This is a genomic window from Streptomyces sp. NPDC000878, assembly GCF_053599695.1.
The window spans coordinates 248,145-263,106 of record NZ_JBSFMT010000004.1 but is presented as its reverse complement, the minus strand read 5'-3'; the positions used below and the strand labels follow the sequence as shown (position 1 = coordinate 263,106).

The 14,962-nt window shown below is 69.1% G+C and carries 14 protein-coding genes; 2 read left to right on the top strand and 12 right to left on the bottom strand.

What is annotated here, in order from left to right; genetic code table 11:
• Positions 1 to 10 precede the first annotated feature (10 nt).
• From ACWDR4_RS06370 to ACWDR4_RS06345, 6 genes are all read right to left on the bottom strand, one after another.
• Positions 11 to 1,018 (bottom strand): zinc-dependent alcohol dehydrogenase family protein, encoded by a 1,008-nt coding sequence (locus ACWDR4_RS06370; RefSeq protein WP_450404599.1) that lies wholly within the window; start codon positions 1,016 to 1,018, stop codon positions 11 to 13.
• Complete coding sequence (locus tag ACWDR4_RS06365) at positions 1,015 to 1,896, bottom strand: carbohydrate ABC transporter permease (RefSeq protein ID WP_450404596.1); 882 nt, start codon at positions 1,894 to 1,896, stop codon at positions 1,015 to 1,017. Before ACWDR4_RS06365 ends, ACWDR4_RS06370 begins: the two co-directional genes overlap by 4 nt.
• Positions 1,893 to 2,855, bottom strand: coding sequence for a carbohydrate ABC transporter permease (locus tag ACWDR4_RS06360; RefSeq protein WP_450404595.1), 963 nt, complete (start codon positions 2,853 to 2,855; stop codon positions 1,893 to 1,895). Before ACWDR4_RS06360 ends, ACWDR4_RS06365 begins: the two co-directional genes overlap by 4 nt.
• A gap of 81 nt (positions 2,856 to 2,936) precedes the next feature.
• Positions 2,937 to 4,289, bottom strand: a complete 1,353-nt coding sequence (locus ACWDR4_RS06355; RefSeq protein WP_450404593.1) for an ABC transporter substrate-binding protein — start codon at positions 4,287 to 4,289, stop codon at positions 2,937 to 2,939.
• Between the two features lie 262 nt (positions 4,290 to 4,551).
• Positions 4,552 to 6,060: an FGGY-family carbohydrate kinase gene (locus ACWDR4_RS06350; RefSeq protein WP_450404591.1), complete on the bottom strand. Its 1,509-nt coding sequence runs from the start codon at positions 6,058 to 6,060 to the stop codon at positions 4,552 to 4,554.
• Positions 6,050 to 6,562: an SDR family oxidoreductase gene (locus ACWDR4_RS06345; RefSeq protein WP_450404588.1), complete on the bottom strand. Its 513-nt coding sequence runs from the start codon at positions 6,560 to 6,562 to the stop codon at positions 6,050 to 6,052. Before ACWDR4_RS06345 ends, ACWDR4_RS06350 begins: the two co-directional genes overlap by 11 nt.
• Positions 6,563 to 7,546: 984 nt before the next feature.
• Between ACWDR4_RS06345 and ACWDR4_RS06340 the strand changes: the two genes are divergently transcribed.
• Positions 7,547 to 8,368, top strand: a complete 822-nt coding sequence (locus tag ACWDR4_RS06340) for an AfsR/SARP family transcriptional regulator (RefSeq protein ID WP_450404587.1) — start codon at positions 7,547 to 7,549, stop codon at positions 8,366 to 8,368.
• A gap of 18 nt (positions 8,369 to 8,386) precedes the next feature.
• Here ACWDR4_RS06340 and ACWDR4_RS06335 read toward each other — a convergent pair whose 3' ends face one another.
• The 4 genes from ACWDR4_RS06335 to ACWDR4_RS06320 all read right to left on the bottom strand — a co-directional run bounded on the left by ACWDR4_RS06335 (position 8,387) and on the right by ACWDR4_RS06320 (position 12,034).
• Positions 8,387 to 9,184 carry an AfsR/SARP family transcriptional regulator gene (locus ACWDR4_RS06335; protein WP_450404585.1) on the bottom strand — a complete coding sequence of 266 codons (798 nt, stop codon included), beginning with the start codon at positions 9,182 to 9,184 and terminating at the stop codon, positions 8,387 to 8,389.
• A gap of 94 nt (positions 9,185 to 9,278) precedes the next feature.
• Complete coding sequence (locus ACWDR4_RS06330; protein WP_450404583.1) at positions 9,279 to 10,277, bottom strand: methyltransferase; 999 nt, start codon at positions 10,275 to 10,277, stop codon at positions 9,279 to 9,281.
• Positions 10,274 to 11,386, bottom strand: a complete 1,113-nt coding sequence (locus ACWDR4_RS06325; protein ID WP_450404580.1) for a type III polyketide synthase — start codon at positions 11,384 to 11,386, stop codon at positions 10,274 to 10,276. Before ACWDR4_RS06325 ends, ACWDR4_RS06330 begins: the two co-directional genes overlap by 4 nt.
• Positions 11,387 to 11,572: 186 nt before the next feature.
• Positions 11,573 to 12,034 (bottom strand): MarR family winged helix-turn-helix transcriptional regulator, encoded by a 462-nt coding sequence (locus ACWDR4_RS06320; protein ID WP_450404578.1) that lies wholly within the window; start codon positions 12,032 to 12,034, stop codon positions 11,573 to 11,575.
• A 125-nt stretch (positions 12,035 to 12,159) separates the two neighbouring features.
• On the opposite strand from ACWDR4_RS06320, the gene ACWDR4_RS06315 reads away from it, so the two are divergent.
• Positions 12,160 to 13,581, top strand: a complete 1,422-nt coding sequence (locus tag ACWDR4_RS06315; RefSeq protein WP_450404576.1) for an FAD-binding oxidoreductase — start codon at positions 12,160 to 12,162, stop codon at positions 13,579 to 13,581.
• Here the strand turns inward: ACWDR4_RS06315 and ACWDR4_RS06310 are convergent.
• Complete coding sequence (locus tag ACWDR4_RS06310; RefSeq protein ID WP_450404575.1) at positions 13,518 to 14,369, bottom strand: class I SAM-dependent methyltransferase; 852 nt, start codon at positions 14,367 to 14,369, stop codon at positions 13,518 to 13,520. The genes ACWDR4_RS06315 and ACWDR4_RS06310 overlap by 64 nt on opposite strands.
• 13 nt (positions 14,370 to 14,382) lie before the next feature.
• Positions 14,383 to 14,913: a hypothetical protein gene (locus ACWDR4_RS06305; protein WP_450404572.1), complete on the bottom strand. Its 531-nt coding sequence runs from the start codon at positions 14,911 to 14,913 to the stop codon at positions 14,383 to 14,385.
• Between the last annotated feature and the right edge of the window lie 49 nt (positions 14,914 to 14,962).

Here is a 14,962-nt window from a genome sequence, read left to right as displayed (position 1 = left end):
GTTCGGGTGTTCACGCGGAGGCGAGACCGGGCTGGATCTGGATCTTGCGGCCGACACCGGCCTGGAAGCGGGCGATCGCGTCCGGGAACGCGGCCAGCGGGAGCCGGTCGCTGATGAAGACGCCCGGATCGATGACACCGGTGGCGAAGAGATCGGCGGCGCGTTCGAAGCTGTGCAGGACGGCCATCGACCCGGTGATCGTGATCTCCTGGTTGTAGATCCGGTACGGCTCGATGGTGGCCCGCGTGGCGTAGTCGGCGACCCCGAACTGCAGGTAGGTACCGCCCTTGCCGACCCGGCCGAGCGCGTCCTGGATGGCCCGCGCGTTGCCGGTGGCGTCGACGACCAGATCCCAGCCGTACGGCGGCCGGTCGAGTTCGTCGGCCGAGACGGCACTGCCGGAGCAGCCCAACTGCCGTGCCGTGGCCAGGCGTTCGGCGTTGATGTCGACGACGTCGACGCTCGCGGCGCCGGTCGCCTTGGCGAGCTGGAGCATCATCAGGCCCATGGTTCCGGCGCCGTAGACGAGCACGCGGGAGGCGAGGCGGCTGCGCAGGACGTCGTAACCGCGTACGGCGCAGGACAACGGCTCGACGAGAGCCGCGTCCTCGGTGCGCACACCGTCGGGCAGGACCGTGCAGTTGGCGACGGGGGCTGCTGTGAACTCGGCGGCGGCGCCCGGGTGGGTGACGCCGATGGCGGCCCACCGTTCGCACAGGTTGTTGTGGCCGAGGCGGCAGTAGTGGCACTCGAAGCAGTACAGCGACGGATCGACCGCGACCCGCGCCCCGATGGCGAGTTCGGTGACGCCGGAGCCGACCGCGACGACCTCCCCGGCGAACTCGTGGCCGGGAATGACGGGCAGCTTCGGGGCGAACTCCCCCTGGAGGATGTGCAGATCGGTGCCGCAGATTCCGGTGGCCGCGACCTCGACGACGACCTCGCGCGGGCCGGGGGCGGGGTCGTCCACGGTGGCGAGTTCGACGCTGCCCGGCCGGGTGATGACGGCTGCCTTCACTTGACTGCTCCCAGGGAGAGACCTCGCACGAGCTTGTCCTGGGCGGCGAATCCGGCGATGAGGACCGGCAGCGACACCAGGGTGGCCGCCGCGCACAGCCGGGCCAGGAACAGACCCTCGTTGGTGATGAAACCGACCAGGAACACCGGCGCGGTCGACGCCTGGGTCGCGGTGAGGTTCACGGCGAACATGAACTCGTTCCAGCTGAAGATGAAGCAGATCAGCGAGGTGGCCGCGAGTCCCGGCATGGCGACCGGCGCGACGACCCGCCACAGCACAGTGAGCAGGCCCGCGCCGTCGACCTCGGCGGCCTCCAGGATCTCCTTGGGGACCTCGGCGAGGAACGAGCGCATCATCCACACCGCGATCGGCAGGTTCATGGCGGTGTAGAGGATGACCAGCGTCCACACGTTGTCCAGCATCCCGGCGTCCTTGACGATCAGGTACACCGGCAGCAGGGCCGCGATGGCCGGGAGGAACTTGGTGGACAGGAAGAAGAACATCACGTCGGTCCACTTCTCGACCGGCTTGATGGACAGCGCGTACGCCGCCGGCACCGCCAGGGCGAGCACCAGCACCGTCGAAAGGATGCTGGCCATGGCCGAGTTGAGAAGGAAGGGGGTGATGTCCCGGCTGAACAGCAGCTTGTACTGGTCGAAGGTGACCGGGGCGAAGGGGGTCGGCGGGTTGGTCGCCGCGTCGGCCTCCTGATGGAAGGAGGTCAGCACCATCCACGCCACCGGCGCGAAGAACGTCAGCGTGGCCAGCCAGGCGACGAACGTCCACAGCGGCGACAGGCGCGGGGAGCTGGGGTCGTCCTTCCCACGGAGGAGTTTCCGGAACCTGCCGCCGGGGGCGGCGACTGCTGCGTGGGTCATCGGGATGTCTCCTCGCGGAACAGCGACGCGATGGTGCGCAGCGCGAAGGTCGCGATGACGAACGCGCCGAGCACGACGACGACACCGGCGGCGGCTGCCTCGCCGTACTCGTACTTGCGGAACATGGTCAGGTAGATCTCGTACGGCAGGTTGGTCGTCTGGGAGCCCGGACCGCCCTGGGTGATGGTGAAGACCGCGTCGAAGGTCTGGACGACGTAGATCGTGCCGAGCAGGACGCCCAGCTCGATGTACTGGCGCAGATGCGGCAGCGTGATGTGACGGAAGGTCTGGAGCGCGGAGGCCCCGTCCATACGGGCCGCTTCGAGCACGTCACCGGGCTGCGCCTGGAGCCCGGCCAGCAGGATCAGCATCATGAACGGCGTCCACTGCCACACCAGCGACACCACGACGGCGGGCATCGGGTAGGAGGAGATCCAGTCGACCGTGGGGCCGTTGTCCGCTCCGAAGAACCGGTACACGGCGTTCAGGGTGCCGTTGAGCAGGCCGTAGTCGGGGTTGTAGATGGCGTGCTTCCACAGCAGCGCTGCCGCGACCGGCATGACCAGGAACGGGGCGATGAGCAGCGTGCGGGCCAGCCCCCGGCCCACGAACCGGCGGTCGAGCAGCATCGCGAGTCCGAGCCCGAGGATCACGCTGATGACCACCACCGACGCGGTGAGGACGACGGTGTTGAGGACGGCCGTGCGCAGCCGCTCGTCGGTGAAGACGAACGAGAAGTTGGACAGGCCCACGAAGTGGCGCTCGCCCGGCTTGAGGATGTTCCACTGGAAGGTGGAGATGATCAGCGTGGCCACGAAGGGCAGCTGCGTGACGACGATGGTGAAGATCAGCGCGGGCAGCAGCGGGACGCGCCGCTTCCACTTGGCCGCCGAGCCCGGGGACTTCCGGGAACGGACGGGTGGGGGAGCTGTCTTGGGGGGTGCGGTGAGCGTGGTCATGAGAACTTTCCTCCGCCGGTGACGGCCGGGGTTCGGGGAAGCGGCGCCCGGCCGGTGTCAGGGCCGGCCGGGCGCTGAAGGTCACTTCTGGTAGGTCTTGGCGACGTCCTCGGCGAGCTTCTGCCCGTCGTCGAGGGCCTTGTCCACGCTGGTCTTGCCTGCGATGGCGGCCGAGATCTCCTGCGTCACCTTGGTCCCGAGGTCCTGGAACTCGGGGATGGCCACGTACTGGATGCCCACGGTCGGCCGGGGCTGGACGCCCGGGTTCGCCGGGTCGGCGCCCTCGATGGACTTCAGGGTGATGTCACCGAAGGAGGCGGCGGCCTTCTTGTACTGCGGGATCTCGTACGTGCTGGCCCGCTTGCCCGCCGGGACACGCGCCCAGCCGAGCTTGTTACCGACGAGGTTCTCGTACTTCTTGCTGGACGCCCACAGCATGAACTGCGAGGCGGCGTCGGCGTTCTTCGTGGTCTTCGGCATGGCCCACGACCAGGCCCACAGCCAGCCGCTGCTGTCCGTCTCGACGGTCGGCGCGTACGCGTAGCCGACGCTGCCCGCGATCTTGCTGGAGGCGGGGTCCTCCAGGGAGCCGGCGGCGCTGGTCGCGTCGTACCACATCGCGACCTTCTTCTGGCTGAGCGCGTTCAGGCACTCGGTGAACCCGGCCTGCGGGGCGCCGGACTCGCCGTGCTCCTTGACCAGCTTGACGTAGAACTCGGTGGCCTTCTTGAAGCCGCCGGTGTTGACCTGCGCCTTCCAGTCCTTGGTGAACCAGGTGCCGCCGAAGGTGTTGACCATGGACGTCAGCGGCGCCCCCAGCTCGCCCCAGCCGGCCAGCCCGCGCAGACAGATGCCCTTCATCCCGGGCTCGGCGCCGTCGACCTTGGCCGCGATGTCGGCGATCTGCTGCCAGGTCGGGTGCTCGGGCACGGTGATGCCCTTCGCCTTCATGACGTCCTTGTTGTACATGAGCATCGAGGACTCGCCGTAGAACGGCAGGGCGTAGAGCTTGCCGTCCGAGCCGGTGAGCGACTGGACCATCGGCTTGAGCAGGTCGGCCTTGTCGAAGCTCGTGTCCTTGTCGGCGTACGCCCCGAGGTCGTGCAGCCAGCCGTTCTTCTCCCAGATGGGCACCTCGTAGGCGCCGATGGTGGCGACGTCGTACTGACCGGCCTGGGTGGCGATGTCCTGGGTGACTTTGTCGCGCAGCTCGTTCTCGGGAAGGATCGTGAAGTTGACCTTGATCCCGGTGTCCTTGGTGAAGTTGTCCTTGGTCAGCTTCGCGATGTCCTCCATCTGCGGGTTGCCGACCATCAGGACGTTGATGCTCTTGCCCCCGTCCGAGGACCCGCCGGCTCCGGCTCCGGAACAGGCGGTGGCGAGCAGGGCGGTGGCGGCTGCGCCGGCTATGAGGGCGTATCTGGTCGATCGCATGTGACGGGGGACCTCTCGTGCGGGATGCGTCCCTGGGGGGTCGGGCGCGTTTCGATGGCGGAATTATTAGCAGGAGACTGCGCCGTTGTTAACGTATTTTGCGAGATAACTTTTCGTTACTTATCGTTAAGATGTCTCGGCGGGGGTGACAGGAGGGTGCCGGGAGGCCGGTTGGGGGCTCCTGACGGATCTCCGCGGTGCCGCATCGGCGCAGGTGGGAGCCCCGGAACCCGCCTCCGCGGCACGATCCGGCGGACGGGCCTCAGGCCTCCGGCGCGTCCAGGCGGGCCCAGACCTGTCCAAGGGCGCCCAGCGCCTCCCGGTACACCTCGTACGCCTCGTCGAGGACGGCGACCCGGTCGGGGCGGGGTTCGTGGCGGCGGAGCAAGGTGGCACCGGCGCGCGGGTCCGTCACGCCGTCGAGGAGTCCGACAGCGGTGGCGGCCAGCAGGGCCGCGCCCCGGGCGGCGCTCTCGCGCACGTCGGTCACCATGACCGGCCGCCGCAGGGCGTCGGCGAACATCTGGCTCCACACCTCGCTGTGCGCGGCGCCGCCGGTCAGCCGGGCCGCCCCGGTGATCGGCAGCTTCGAGCAGAGCGCGTCGACGTGCCAGCGGTGATTGAGTACGACGCCCTCCATCAGGGCCCGCAGCAGATGGCCGCGCTCGTGCCAGCCGCGCAGACCGAGGAACGTCCCGGAGGTGGGATGCGGATGCGGGGAGCCGTAGACGAACGGGTGGAACAACACCTCGGACGGTCCGGCCAGGTGCGCCTCGACCTCGCGGCCGATCGTCTCGTGGACGCCGTCCCGCTGCTCGGCCGGGCTGCCCGTGACCCGCAGGAACCACTCCAGGTTCGCCACCGACGCCGGTGAGGTGGACATGGTCATCCACTGTCCGGGGCGGACGAAGTGGCGGACCTGCCAGCGCGGATCGACGACGGGCCGCTCGCCGACCACCTGGTTGATGCTGAACGACCCGGCGATCAGGCACAGTTCGCCCGGCACCGTGGCGCCGATCCCGAGCGCGGCGGCGTCGACGTCATGGGCCCCCGTGACGACGGGGGTGCCGGCGGTGAGCCCGGTGAGCGCCGCGGCCTCGGGGGTGACGGTTCCGCTCACCGCGTCGCACGCGAGCACGGGCGGCAGCAGGCCGGAGAGCGCGCCGAGACCGTACAGATCGAGCAGTTCGGGCGAGTAGCCGCCCCGCCGCATGTCGGTGAACGAGGCGCTGGCGTCCGTGGGATCGGTGGCCACCGCGCCCGTCAGCTTCAGCCGCAGCCAGTCCTTGCAGGACAGCAGCCAGCGGATCTCCTGAACCACCTCGGGCTCATGGCGGACGAGCCAGGCCAGCAGGGCTGCCGGGGAACCCGCGAAAGGCACCGTGCCCGACAACTCCAGGGCACGCGACCAGGCCGGAGTGTCCCGCCACTCCTCCAGCACCGGCTCGGCGCGCGTGTCCATCGCCACGATCGCGGCCCGTACCGGCCGGCCCCGCTCGTCGACGGCGTACAGACCGTCGCCGTGCGCGGCCAGTCCGACCGCGGCGACGGCCCGGCCCGCGTCCGGACCCGCCTCGGCGAGACAGGAGGCGACGGCCTGCCGCGCCGTCCGCCATACGTCGTCCATGTCCCGCTCGACCCAGTGGGGCCGAGGGGTGCTCAGCGGAAGCATGCCGCTGCCCCGCGCCACCGGCCGGCCGGTGGCGTCGAACAGCACGGCCTTGGTCACCGTGTGTCCCGCGTCGACACCGAGCACCAGCTCACGCGCCACGGCTCACACCCGCCCAGGTCGCGCGGCCAGAACACGCCACGCGGTCTCCTCGCGTACCGAAACCACACAGACCACAGCCCGATCGTCCCACGCAGGAGGTCGGCGAGGCCGGACCACCACCGGGACACTGCGTCCAAGGGGGGTCCTCTTCGGACGGCAAGCGCATGTCGTCGGCGGACGGGGGCGGAGCGGCGTCGTATCCATGGCCTGTGTTCACCGACGCCCCGCAGTGGTGGACCTCGGACACGGCGCGGTACAGCGTCTCGTGCGCGGCCGTGTCGAGTCCGAGCCGGGGCCGGGCGATGTCCCCGGCGACACAGCGCAATCGGCGCGACGCGGCGACCTGCGGAGCCTGGGCCCGCAGCGCCGCCCGCACCCGCTCCTCCGCCTCTCTGGCGGATGCGGCCCGCACGACGCAGACGACGTCCCTGTCCGTACGGTGCAGCAGCTCCGCGCACAGGCGGGAACCGGGAAACCCCATGGCGCCCGTCAACAGCAACATCCGTGTCCCCACTCGGCGAACGACAGGTCCGGATCCCCCGCCGACTGGAGCGACAGGACCGCCCCGGGCCCGGTGCCGGGCGCCTCACTCCATTGGCGCCCGTCGAGGGGAGCGCTGCCCAGATCTCCGGCCGGGCAAGGTGTTGAAAGACCGGCGCTGTTGAATTCGGTGCGCCGGCCCGGCCCGGGCGTCGCCCACCCGGCCGAAGCGGCCACGGCTGATCGTATGCAATGAGCCTCCCGCCTCAGTGCGCAGGCAGGACGTCACGGAAAATCGAGGTAAAGACGCGCCATTCTCGGTGGCCCATCCGTCTCTCGGCCCGCGGCTGACGCGGCACCAAAACCGCAACTCAAGCATAAAGGCGGACGGGGATAAATGTTTCATCGAGTACGCAACGTGCCGTGAAGTGCACATCTTCGGGGTGTGTGAAGTGTGCGTATCGCGAGGCCAGGGCAAGACGCCCACGTAAAATACGGAATTCACAGGTCCGATTTCCCTGGGTGCGCTCCCGCCACCTGTGCCACTCCCGTAGTGGCCCCATTCACGCTTGCATTTCCCGGCAGTGAATGCCACATTGGCACAATGCATAACGGGGAACTGCGTCACCGAGGACATGAAAAGGGGAAAGGCGAGGCATCCGCGTTCGCGTGCTCGCCTCAGCGACGCGGCGGGCGCCGATGTGCCGCCCACGGCCAGTCCCTCGCCACGAACCAGCCATGTCCGGGACATCCGCCCTTGAGGACCACAGTCTGAGATCTCCGCGATCTCCGTGACCTCCGCGGTCTTCCGACGGGATGTCGAACCGCGGGAGGCAAAGCCCCGCTCCCTGTCCAGGTGCTTCCGGGCCGGCTCGCGGGCCTCTCACGATCAAAGGTCAACAACGGTGCCTGACCGCGCCCCGACGCTGCGGCGCGGAGGCCGCGCTGCCGCGCGCCCCCGGCGAACGTGCCCATCGCCTGCGCATGTCCCGAGAGGGGAAACGAAATGCAGGTTCAGCTTCTTGGACCGCTGCTCATCTCCTGTGCCGACCGCGAGATGAAGGTCAGCGCGCGGAAGCCACGTCAGATTCTCGCCCTGCTCCTGCTCAAGCACTCACGCGTCGTGCCGATGGCCACCTTGGCGGAAGAACTGTGGGGCGGCCACGCACCGAAAACGGCGCGGGCCTCCGTGCAACTCTACGTTTTTCAACTACGCAAGAACCTTGCCGAGATCACCGGCCAGAGCATGGACGCCGTGAGCAGCGAGATGTTGCGCACCGCGCGCGGCGGCTACGAGTTCGTCGGCGACCTGAGCCGGTTCGACCTGCGGGCCTTTCACCGATTGGAACGCTCCGGCGCGGCGGCCATTGCCGACGGAGATCTGGTCACGGCTGTTCAGGACTTTCGTGAGGCACTGTCGTTGTGGCGCGGCGCGGCGCTGGCCGACGTCGAACCGGGGCCGAACATCCGAGCCGAGGCAGCGGGACTCGAGCAGTCGAGGTCGACGATGCTGAACCACCGTATAGAGCTTGACCTGAGGCTCGGGCGGCATCAGGAGATACTCGCCGAGCTGACCGACCTGGTGACGCACGACCGCTTCCACGAGGACCTGCACGCACAGCTCATGATCGCGCTGTACCGCTCCGGCCACCGCACCAGCGCGTTGGCGGTGTTTCACCGGCTGCACAAGAACATGGTCCGCGGGTTCGGCCTGGACCCGTCTCCCAAACTGCGCCAGTACTACAACGCGGTACTCACCTCCGACTCGGGGCTGGACAGGATGCCGGTGCTGCAGTTGCCGGGAGAGGTGCGGGTGCAACTCCCGTAGCGGAAGCCTCTGAAGGGCTCACGCGACCCTGGCATGTCCGTAGCCACTGGCGGCGTCCACGGTCGCCGCGTCCGCGACCTGCATGACGTGCCGCAGCCTGGTGATCCGCGCGGACGGCGCTATACCGAGTTCGTCGTGCATGCTCCGGCGCAGCTCGTCGAAGACCTCCAGGGCCCGGGTCCGGTATCCCGACCGGTACAGGGCGACCATGAACCGGGCGTGCAGCGCCTCGTGGTGGGGATGCCGTACGACGAGCCTGGCCAGCTCGCTCAGGATCTCGCGATGCCGGCTCATGTCCAGCTGGGTTCCGAAGAACAGGGCCAGCGTGTCCAGCCGGGACCGGTCGAGTTCCGCCACCGCGGCACGCAGCAGCCTGCCGTGGTCGACGTCCAGCAGAGCGGGGCCGCGCCAGATGCTGAGCGCCTCGCTGAACACCCGGCCGGCGCCGAGCACATCGTCGGTGTTGAGCAGGGTCTGCGCCAGGTGCCGCAGCCGCTGGAACTCGCCCACGTCGAAGGACGCCTTGCCGAGGTCGATCTGATAGCCGTCCCCGCGCGTCTGTATCAGATCCCGCGCGACCAGGTCGCGCGTGACGTCGAGCCGTCGGGCGAACTCCGTACGCAGCGCGGAGATATGCGTGTGCAGGGTGGCCAGGGCACACCGCGGTGGTGTGTCGTCCCACAACTCGGTGATCAGCGAGCCGGTCGACACCCGGCGCGGCTCGTTGAGCAGCAGCAGCGCCAGCAGCTGTCGCGGCTTGCCGGTGGTGTGGATCAGCTCCTCGCCGTCCTCCTGGATCGACAGCGAACCAAGCACCCGGAATTCCATACGGTCGCCCCCCGTGATCGACGTCCGTGCCAGCCTGCCATGCGGCGCCGACAGCCGGCCCGCCGGAACAGCGAGTGATGCGCTACCGGGCAAGAATCAGTGTGGCGGGCGACGGGGTGGGATGGAAGGAGATGTCCTCGAAACCCGCCTTGGAGAGCCAGGCCTGGTAGTCGGCCCGCCGCCACGTCCCGCCCTTCTTGCTCTTGAGCAGCATCTCCGAGGCGAACAGGAGCGGGAAGGACGGGCCACCCCGGTCGTCGTCCACCACGTAGTCGCAGACGACCAGTGTGGCTCCGGGCTTGAGAGCGCCCCGGACCTTGGAGAGGATCGCCACGTTGTCCTCCGGCCCCTCCTGGTGCGCGACGTGGGAGTACACGGCGATGTCGTAGGCCGCGGTGCCGAAGTCGACGGTGTGGAGGTCGCCGTCGACGCAGGTGAACCGGTCGGCCACGGACCGCTCCGCCAGCAGCCGGCGGGCGATCGCGTTGATCGGTTCCCAGTCGAGCTGCGTGGACCGGGCGGCGGGGTTGAGTTCGAGCCAGATGGACGAGAAGATCCCCGAGCCACCGCCCAGGTCGAGGATCGAGATCTCCCCGGCCGCCGCCAGCCCCAGCAGGTCCGCGGCGGTCCTCGCCACCGGAACCGACTGCGCGGCGATGGCGGGGACCACTTCCTCCCAGTGCGGGTTGTCGGCCACCTCCACCATCGCGTCCGTCAACGGCCCTCCGACGCGGAACACATCGAGCAGGGACACCAGTTTGCTCATCTCGGCCAGCTTGAGTTTCGCGTAGCCGCTGAGGTCGGTGCGCTCGCCCTCGACCAGGAACGTGGCCGCCTCGGGGGTGTTGCGGTACCTGGCGTCGTGCACCTCGACCAGGCCCAGGCCGACGAGCCCGTCGAGCAGGGTCTGCGCGCCCCGCTCGGAGAGCCCGGCCTCGGCGGCCAGCCGGCCCGTCGTGTCCACGCCGGCCTGGAGACGGGTGAACAGCGAGTGCCTCGCGGCCACGCCGAGGAGACCGGTGGCCCAGTAGCCGTTGGCGATCTCCAGAACCCGGTCCGGCCTCGGTCGGTCGTCGTTCACTGTGCCTCCTCGGCGGATGCCAGTACGGCATGGGCCACTCGGTCCATGCCTGCCGTCGGTGCGTCGGTGGACCACCTTCCCATCGCCATCTCGGCGGTGATGCCGGGGCCGAAACCCGCGATCACCCCGGTGGCGCCCGGCGTCATCGTGTCCTCCTCGAACAGCCTGCGCAGCGCGTCGAACACGACGGCGCTGGCGATGTTCCCGTACTCCGTCAGGGTCGCCCAGCTGTGCCGGAACATGTCCTCGTCGACGCCGAGGAACTTGCTCAGGTCGGCCAGGATCCGCGGGCCGCCCGCGTGGATGATGTAGAAGTCGAGACTGGCGATGTTCCAGCCGTGGTTCACGGCGAGTTCGCGCAGCACCGGAGCGAGCGGCTCCATCGTCCCGGGCACCCGGCGGTCCAACTGGAAGTGGAAGCCGGTGGCGCGTACGGCGTACGAGATCCAGTTCTCGGTGTTCGGGATGATGTACGAGGCGTTGCGCTCCAGCGACACACCGGTGCCGCCGCTTCCGCGCACCACGGCTGCCGCGACCGCGTCACCGAACAGGCCGTCGGACAGCAGGGAGCCGACCCCGTCGTCGTCGGGCTGGTAGCACAGTGAGCACAGCTCGCAGGAGACGATCAGGACATTGTTGTCCGGGTAGGCCGTGCAGAAGTCGTGAGCACGGTTGATCGCGGCACCGCCCGCCGCGCAGCCCAGTTGCGCGATGGGTATCTGCCGGGTGTTGGTCCGGAACCCCAGATTGTTGATCAGCCATGCGGTCATCGACGGCATCATGAATCCGGTGCACGACACGAAGATGATCGCGTCGATGTCCTTTGTCGTCAGGCCGGCGTTGGCCAGGGCCTCTCCGATGACCGGGGGGCACCTTTTCTTGGCCTCGGCCTCGAAGATGCGGTTACGCTCCTCGAAGCCGGGGTGGCGGAGCGTCTTTTCGATGGGCTGCACGATGTGACGTTTCTGTACGCCCGTGTTCCTGATCAGCCGAAGCACCAGCGGAAGCTGTGGTTTTCCGGCGTGTGCCGTTTCGGCGAATTTCAGGGTGTCTTCCATGGTGATGACATTTTCCGGCACGCTCACCGACGGTTTGCACAACGTTGGCATATCTGCGGGGCCCACCTTCTGAGAAGTCGCACCGGCCATCTCATGGCGTCCGATGCCGACAATCGGAATCGGGTCGGGGATCCAACGTCGACAACCATCGCTCGTCCCTCTTGCCATCGGCTTGGTATCGACTTGGGCTTCCCCGTACGCGGTGCCGAAGGTGGGCTCCCCGGCATGGAAAGCGGGCTATTCGTCTTGGCAGGCGATGATCGATTCCAGAGTCCGGCGCAGTACGTCGATCTCGTCCCGGCCGAGGTGCCGCGCCCACCGGTGTTCGATCTCCCCGAGGATCCGGGCGGCGGCGACCTGGCCCTGCGCGCCCCGCTCGGTCAGCCGGATGAGCTTGGCCCGGCGGTCGCCCGGATCGGCCGTCCGCTCGATGTAGCCGAATCGCTCAAGTTCGTTGACCACCTCGGCGATCGCCTGTTTGGTGAGCCCGGAGCGTTCGGCGAGCACGGTCAGCCGCGATCCTTCCGCGTCGATGAACCGGAAGACGGAGCCGTGCCGGTACCGGATCCCCTCGAACCCCTCCGCGCCGAGCCGCCGGTGGAGCTGCTCGATCGTCATGTCCTTGGCCCGCGCGAGGAGCGTGGGCAGCGGAACCTCGGTCCCGCCGCCCTCCTCGGGCTTCCCGGAGTGCGTCGTCATCTCGGGCGACCTTTCTGCCAGGCCAGTTCGTCAGGCAGCTTGACTAAATGGTAAAGCTACCTGACTATACCGTAGTAAGGCTGCCTGACTAACTCTGGCGGCCTGAGGCCAAGAGAGGAAGAATCATGAGCAGTTCCGACGGGGAAGGCAACAAGGTCACCGGCGTGGACGCCGCAGCGAGGGACTCCTTAGCCGCACAGGTGCGGGGTCCGGTGCTCATCCCCGGGGACGACGAGTACGACGCGGAACGCGCCGGGAACCAGACCGCCCGCTGGCATCGGCCCGCCGTCGTGGTGGGCGCGACCGGACCCGCCGACGTGCAGGCCGCGGTGACGTTCGCGACCGGCCACGGGCTTCCGGTGGCGGTGCAGGGAACCGGGCACGCGCTGTCCGCCGTGGCGGCCGAGGGCGGCGTTCTGATCAACACGTCCCGGATGCAGGGTGTCCGGGTGAAGGCCGAGGCGGGCACCGCGTGGATCGGGGCCGGCGTGCGCTGGGACCAGGTGCTCCACGAGACGGCGCCGGCCGGGCTGGCCCCGCTGTCGGGCTCGGCCCCGGGCGTCGGCGTGGTCTCCTACACCCTCGGCGGCGGGCTGGGACTGCTCTCGCGGCGGTACGGATACGCCGCCGACCATGTGCGCGGCGTGGACGTCGTCACGGCGGACGGCCGGCTGCGCCAGGTCGCCGAGGACTCGGACCCCGACCTGTTCTGGGCACTGCGCGGCGGCCGGGACAACTTCGGTGTGGTGACCGGGATCGAGATCGACCTGGTGCCGGTCACGACGATCTACGGCGGAGGCCTGTTCTTCGACGCCGGATCCGCCGCCGAGGTACTCGACACCTACGTACGGTGGACGGCCACCGTGCCCGACGAGATGACCTCCTCGGTCGCGCTGATCTCCTTCCCGGACGTTCCGGTGCTGCCGCCGCCGCTGCGTGGCCGCCATGTCGTCCATGTCCGGATCGCCTATGCCGCCGATGTCCTCGGGGCCGGCGAGGGCCTGGTGGCGCCGCTGCGGGCGCTCGATCCGTTCATCGACACCCTGGGCGAGCTGGCCTACGCCGACTCCGGGTCCATCCACAACGACCCCACCTTCGCGGGGACCTTCGAGTCCGGCACCGCCATGCTGGGCGAGATCGACACCGACACGGTGCGCGCCGTCCTCGACCTGGCCGGCCCGCACGTACCGGTGCCGCACGTCGTCGAACTGCGTCATCTCGGCGGACGGCTGGCCCGGCCCTCCGGCATCCCCAACGCCGTCGGCAACCGCGACGCGCGGTACGTGCTCAATGTGGTCTCCCGGCTGGAACGGGCCGACATCACCGAGATCCGGCCCGCCCACGACCGCATCTTCGAGGCGATCGCGCCGTGGAGCACCGGTGGCCGCGCCCTCAACTTCATGAACGGCGAGAAGGACGCCGAGCATGTGCGCTCGGCGTACGACGCCAAGGACTACCAGCGCCTGACCGAGATCAAGGCTGTCTACGACCCGGAGAACACCTTCCGGCTCAACCACAACATCCCGCCGGCCGCCTCGGGCGCGTAGCGCGGCGGGCCCCTCCGGGGATCGCCGTAGTCGGTGCCGTAGTTGCTGTCGTAGTCGGTGCCGAACTGCCCGGCCATACGGGCCAGTTCCGCACATGCGGGTACGTAGAAGGCGCGGGCCTGCGGGGACAGCGGCGCGAAATGCTCGATCAGGGTGGTCTCCTGACGGACGTCACGGAGACCCGCCGCCGTCAGCCAGCGGTACAGGTCGGCCGAGCGCAGGAGTTGCTGTGCGTATCCGGGGCTCGCTCCGGCGGTACGGAAGAGGTCCGCGAACCGGAACCGGTCACCGGGCCGCACGGAGATCAGCGCAACGTCGAGTTCCTTGACCGCGACCACGCCTCCCGGGCGGACGACCCGCCGCAGTTCGCCCAGCACCCGGCCCAGCTCGTCGTCGGTGAGGTACTGAACCGTGTTGGCACACCAGACGGCGTCGAACGAGCCGTCCGGATAGGGCAGTTGGAGGAGGCTGCCCACGCGGACGTCGATGGGCGTGTCCGGCAGGCTCCGCGCCACGGTCGCCGCCATGGCCACGTGCTCGGGCGCGAGGTCGAGGGCCGAGACCCGGCCGCCCGGCCCGACCAGTTCGGACAGCAGGGGCAGGAAGGAGCCGCTGCCGCATCCGGCGTCCAGCACGCGCCAGCCCGGCTGGACGCCCACCCGGCGCAGGGCGGCCTCGTAGGCGGGGCGGCAGGCGGCGAAGTGGGCGTCGACGATGGTGCTGTGGGTAAATCCCTGACCGGTCGACGAGGCGTGACCCCAGGCGCCGGGTGCGGCGGTGTCCCGCATCAGCCGGCTCCCGTCAGCAGTCCGACGATCGCCTCGGTGACCCGCTCCGGTGCCTCCGCCGGCGGAAGGTGCCCCGCTCCCGCGATGACCGTACGGCGGCCCTGGCGCAGGGCCCGTGTGGGCCCGTAGTGCTCAAGCGCGTTGACGGCTTCCCGTCCCTTGGTGCGCTGCGCTGCCAGACGGTCTCCGGCGACACGTCCAGGAACACCACTCGACGGGGCTGCGGGAAGGACCGCCACCAGCCGAGCATGGGGTTGTCCTCCAGCCCGGCCAGACGGCATTTCGCCAGAACCTTGTAGTAGTACGAGTCGACCAGCGCCGGCGTTTCCGTGTTCCGCGCACTCACCTGGTCCCGCAGGTGCAGGACCGCCAACTGCAGCGTTCCTGCCAGGAATTCCGCGGAGTACGTGGTGCCCAGCCCGGGCAGGATCTCCTCGCTGACGCTCCGCCGCAGACGGCGGACCAGCCGGTGTCGTTCCTCGATGAATTCCGTGTCCGTCGATATCAGTCGCCGGGTCGTCGACGAGCGGGACAGCTCCGACATGACGGATGACTTTCCCGAGAAATCGGCTCCGAGCAGCACATCGAAACCG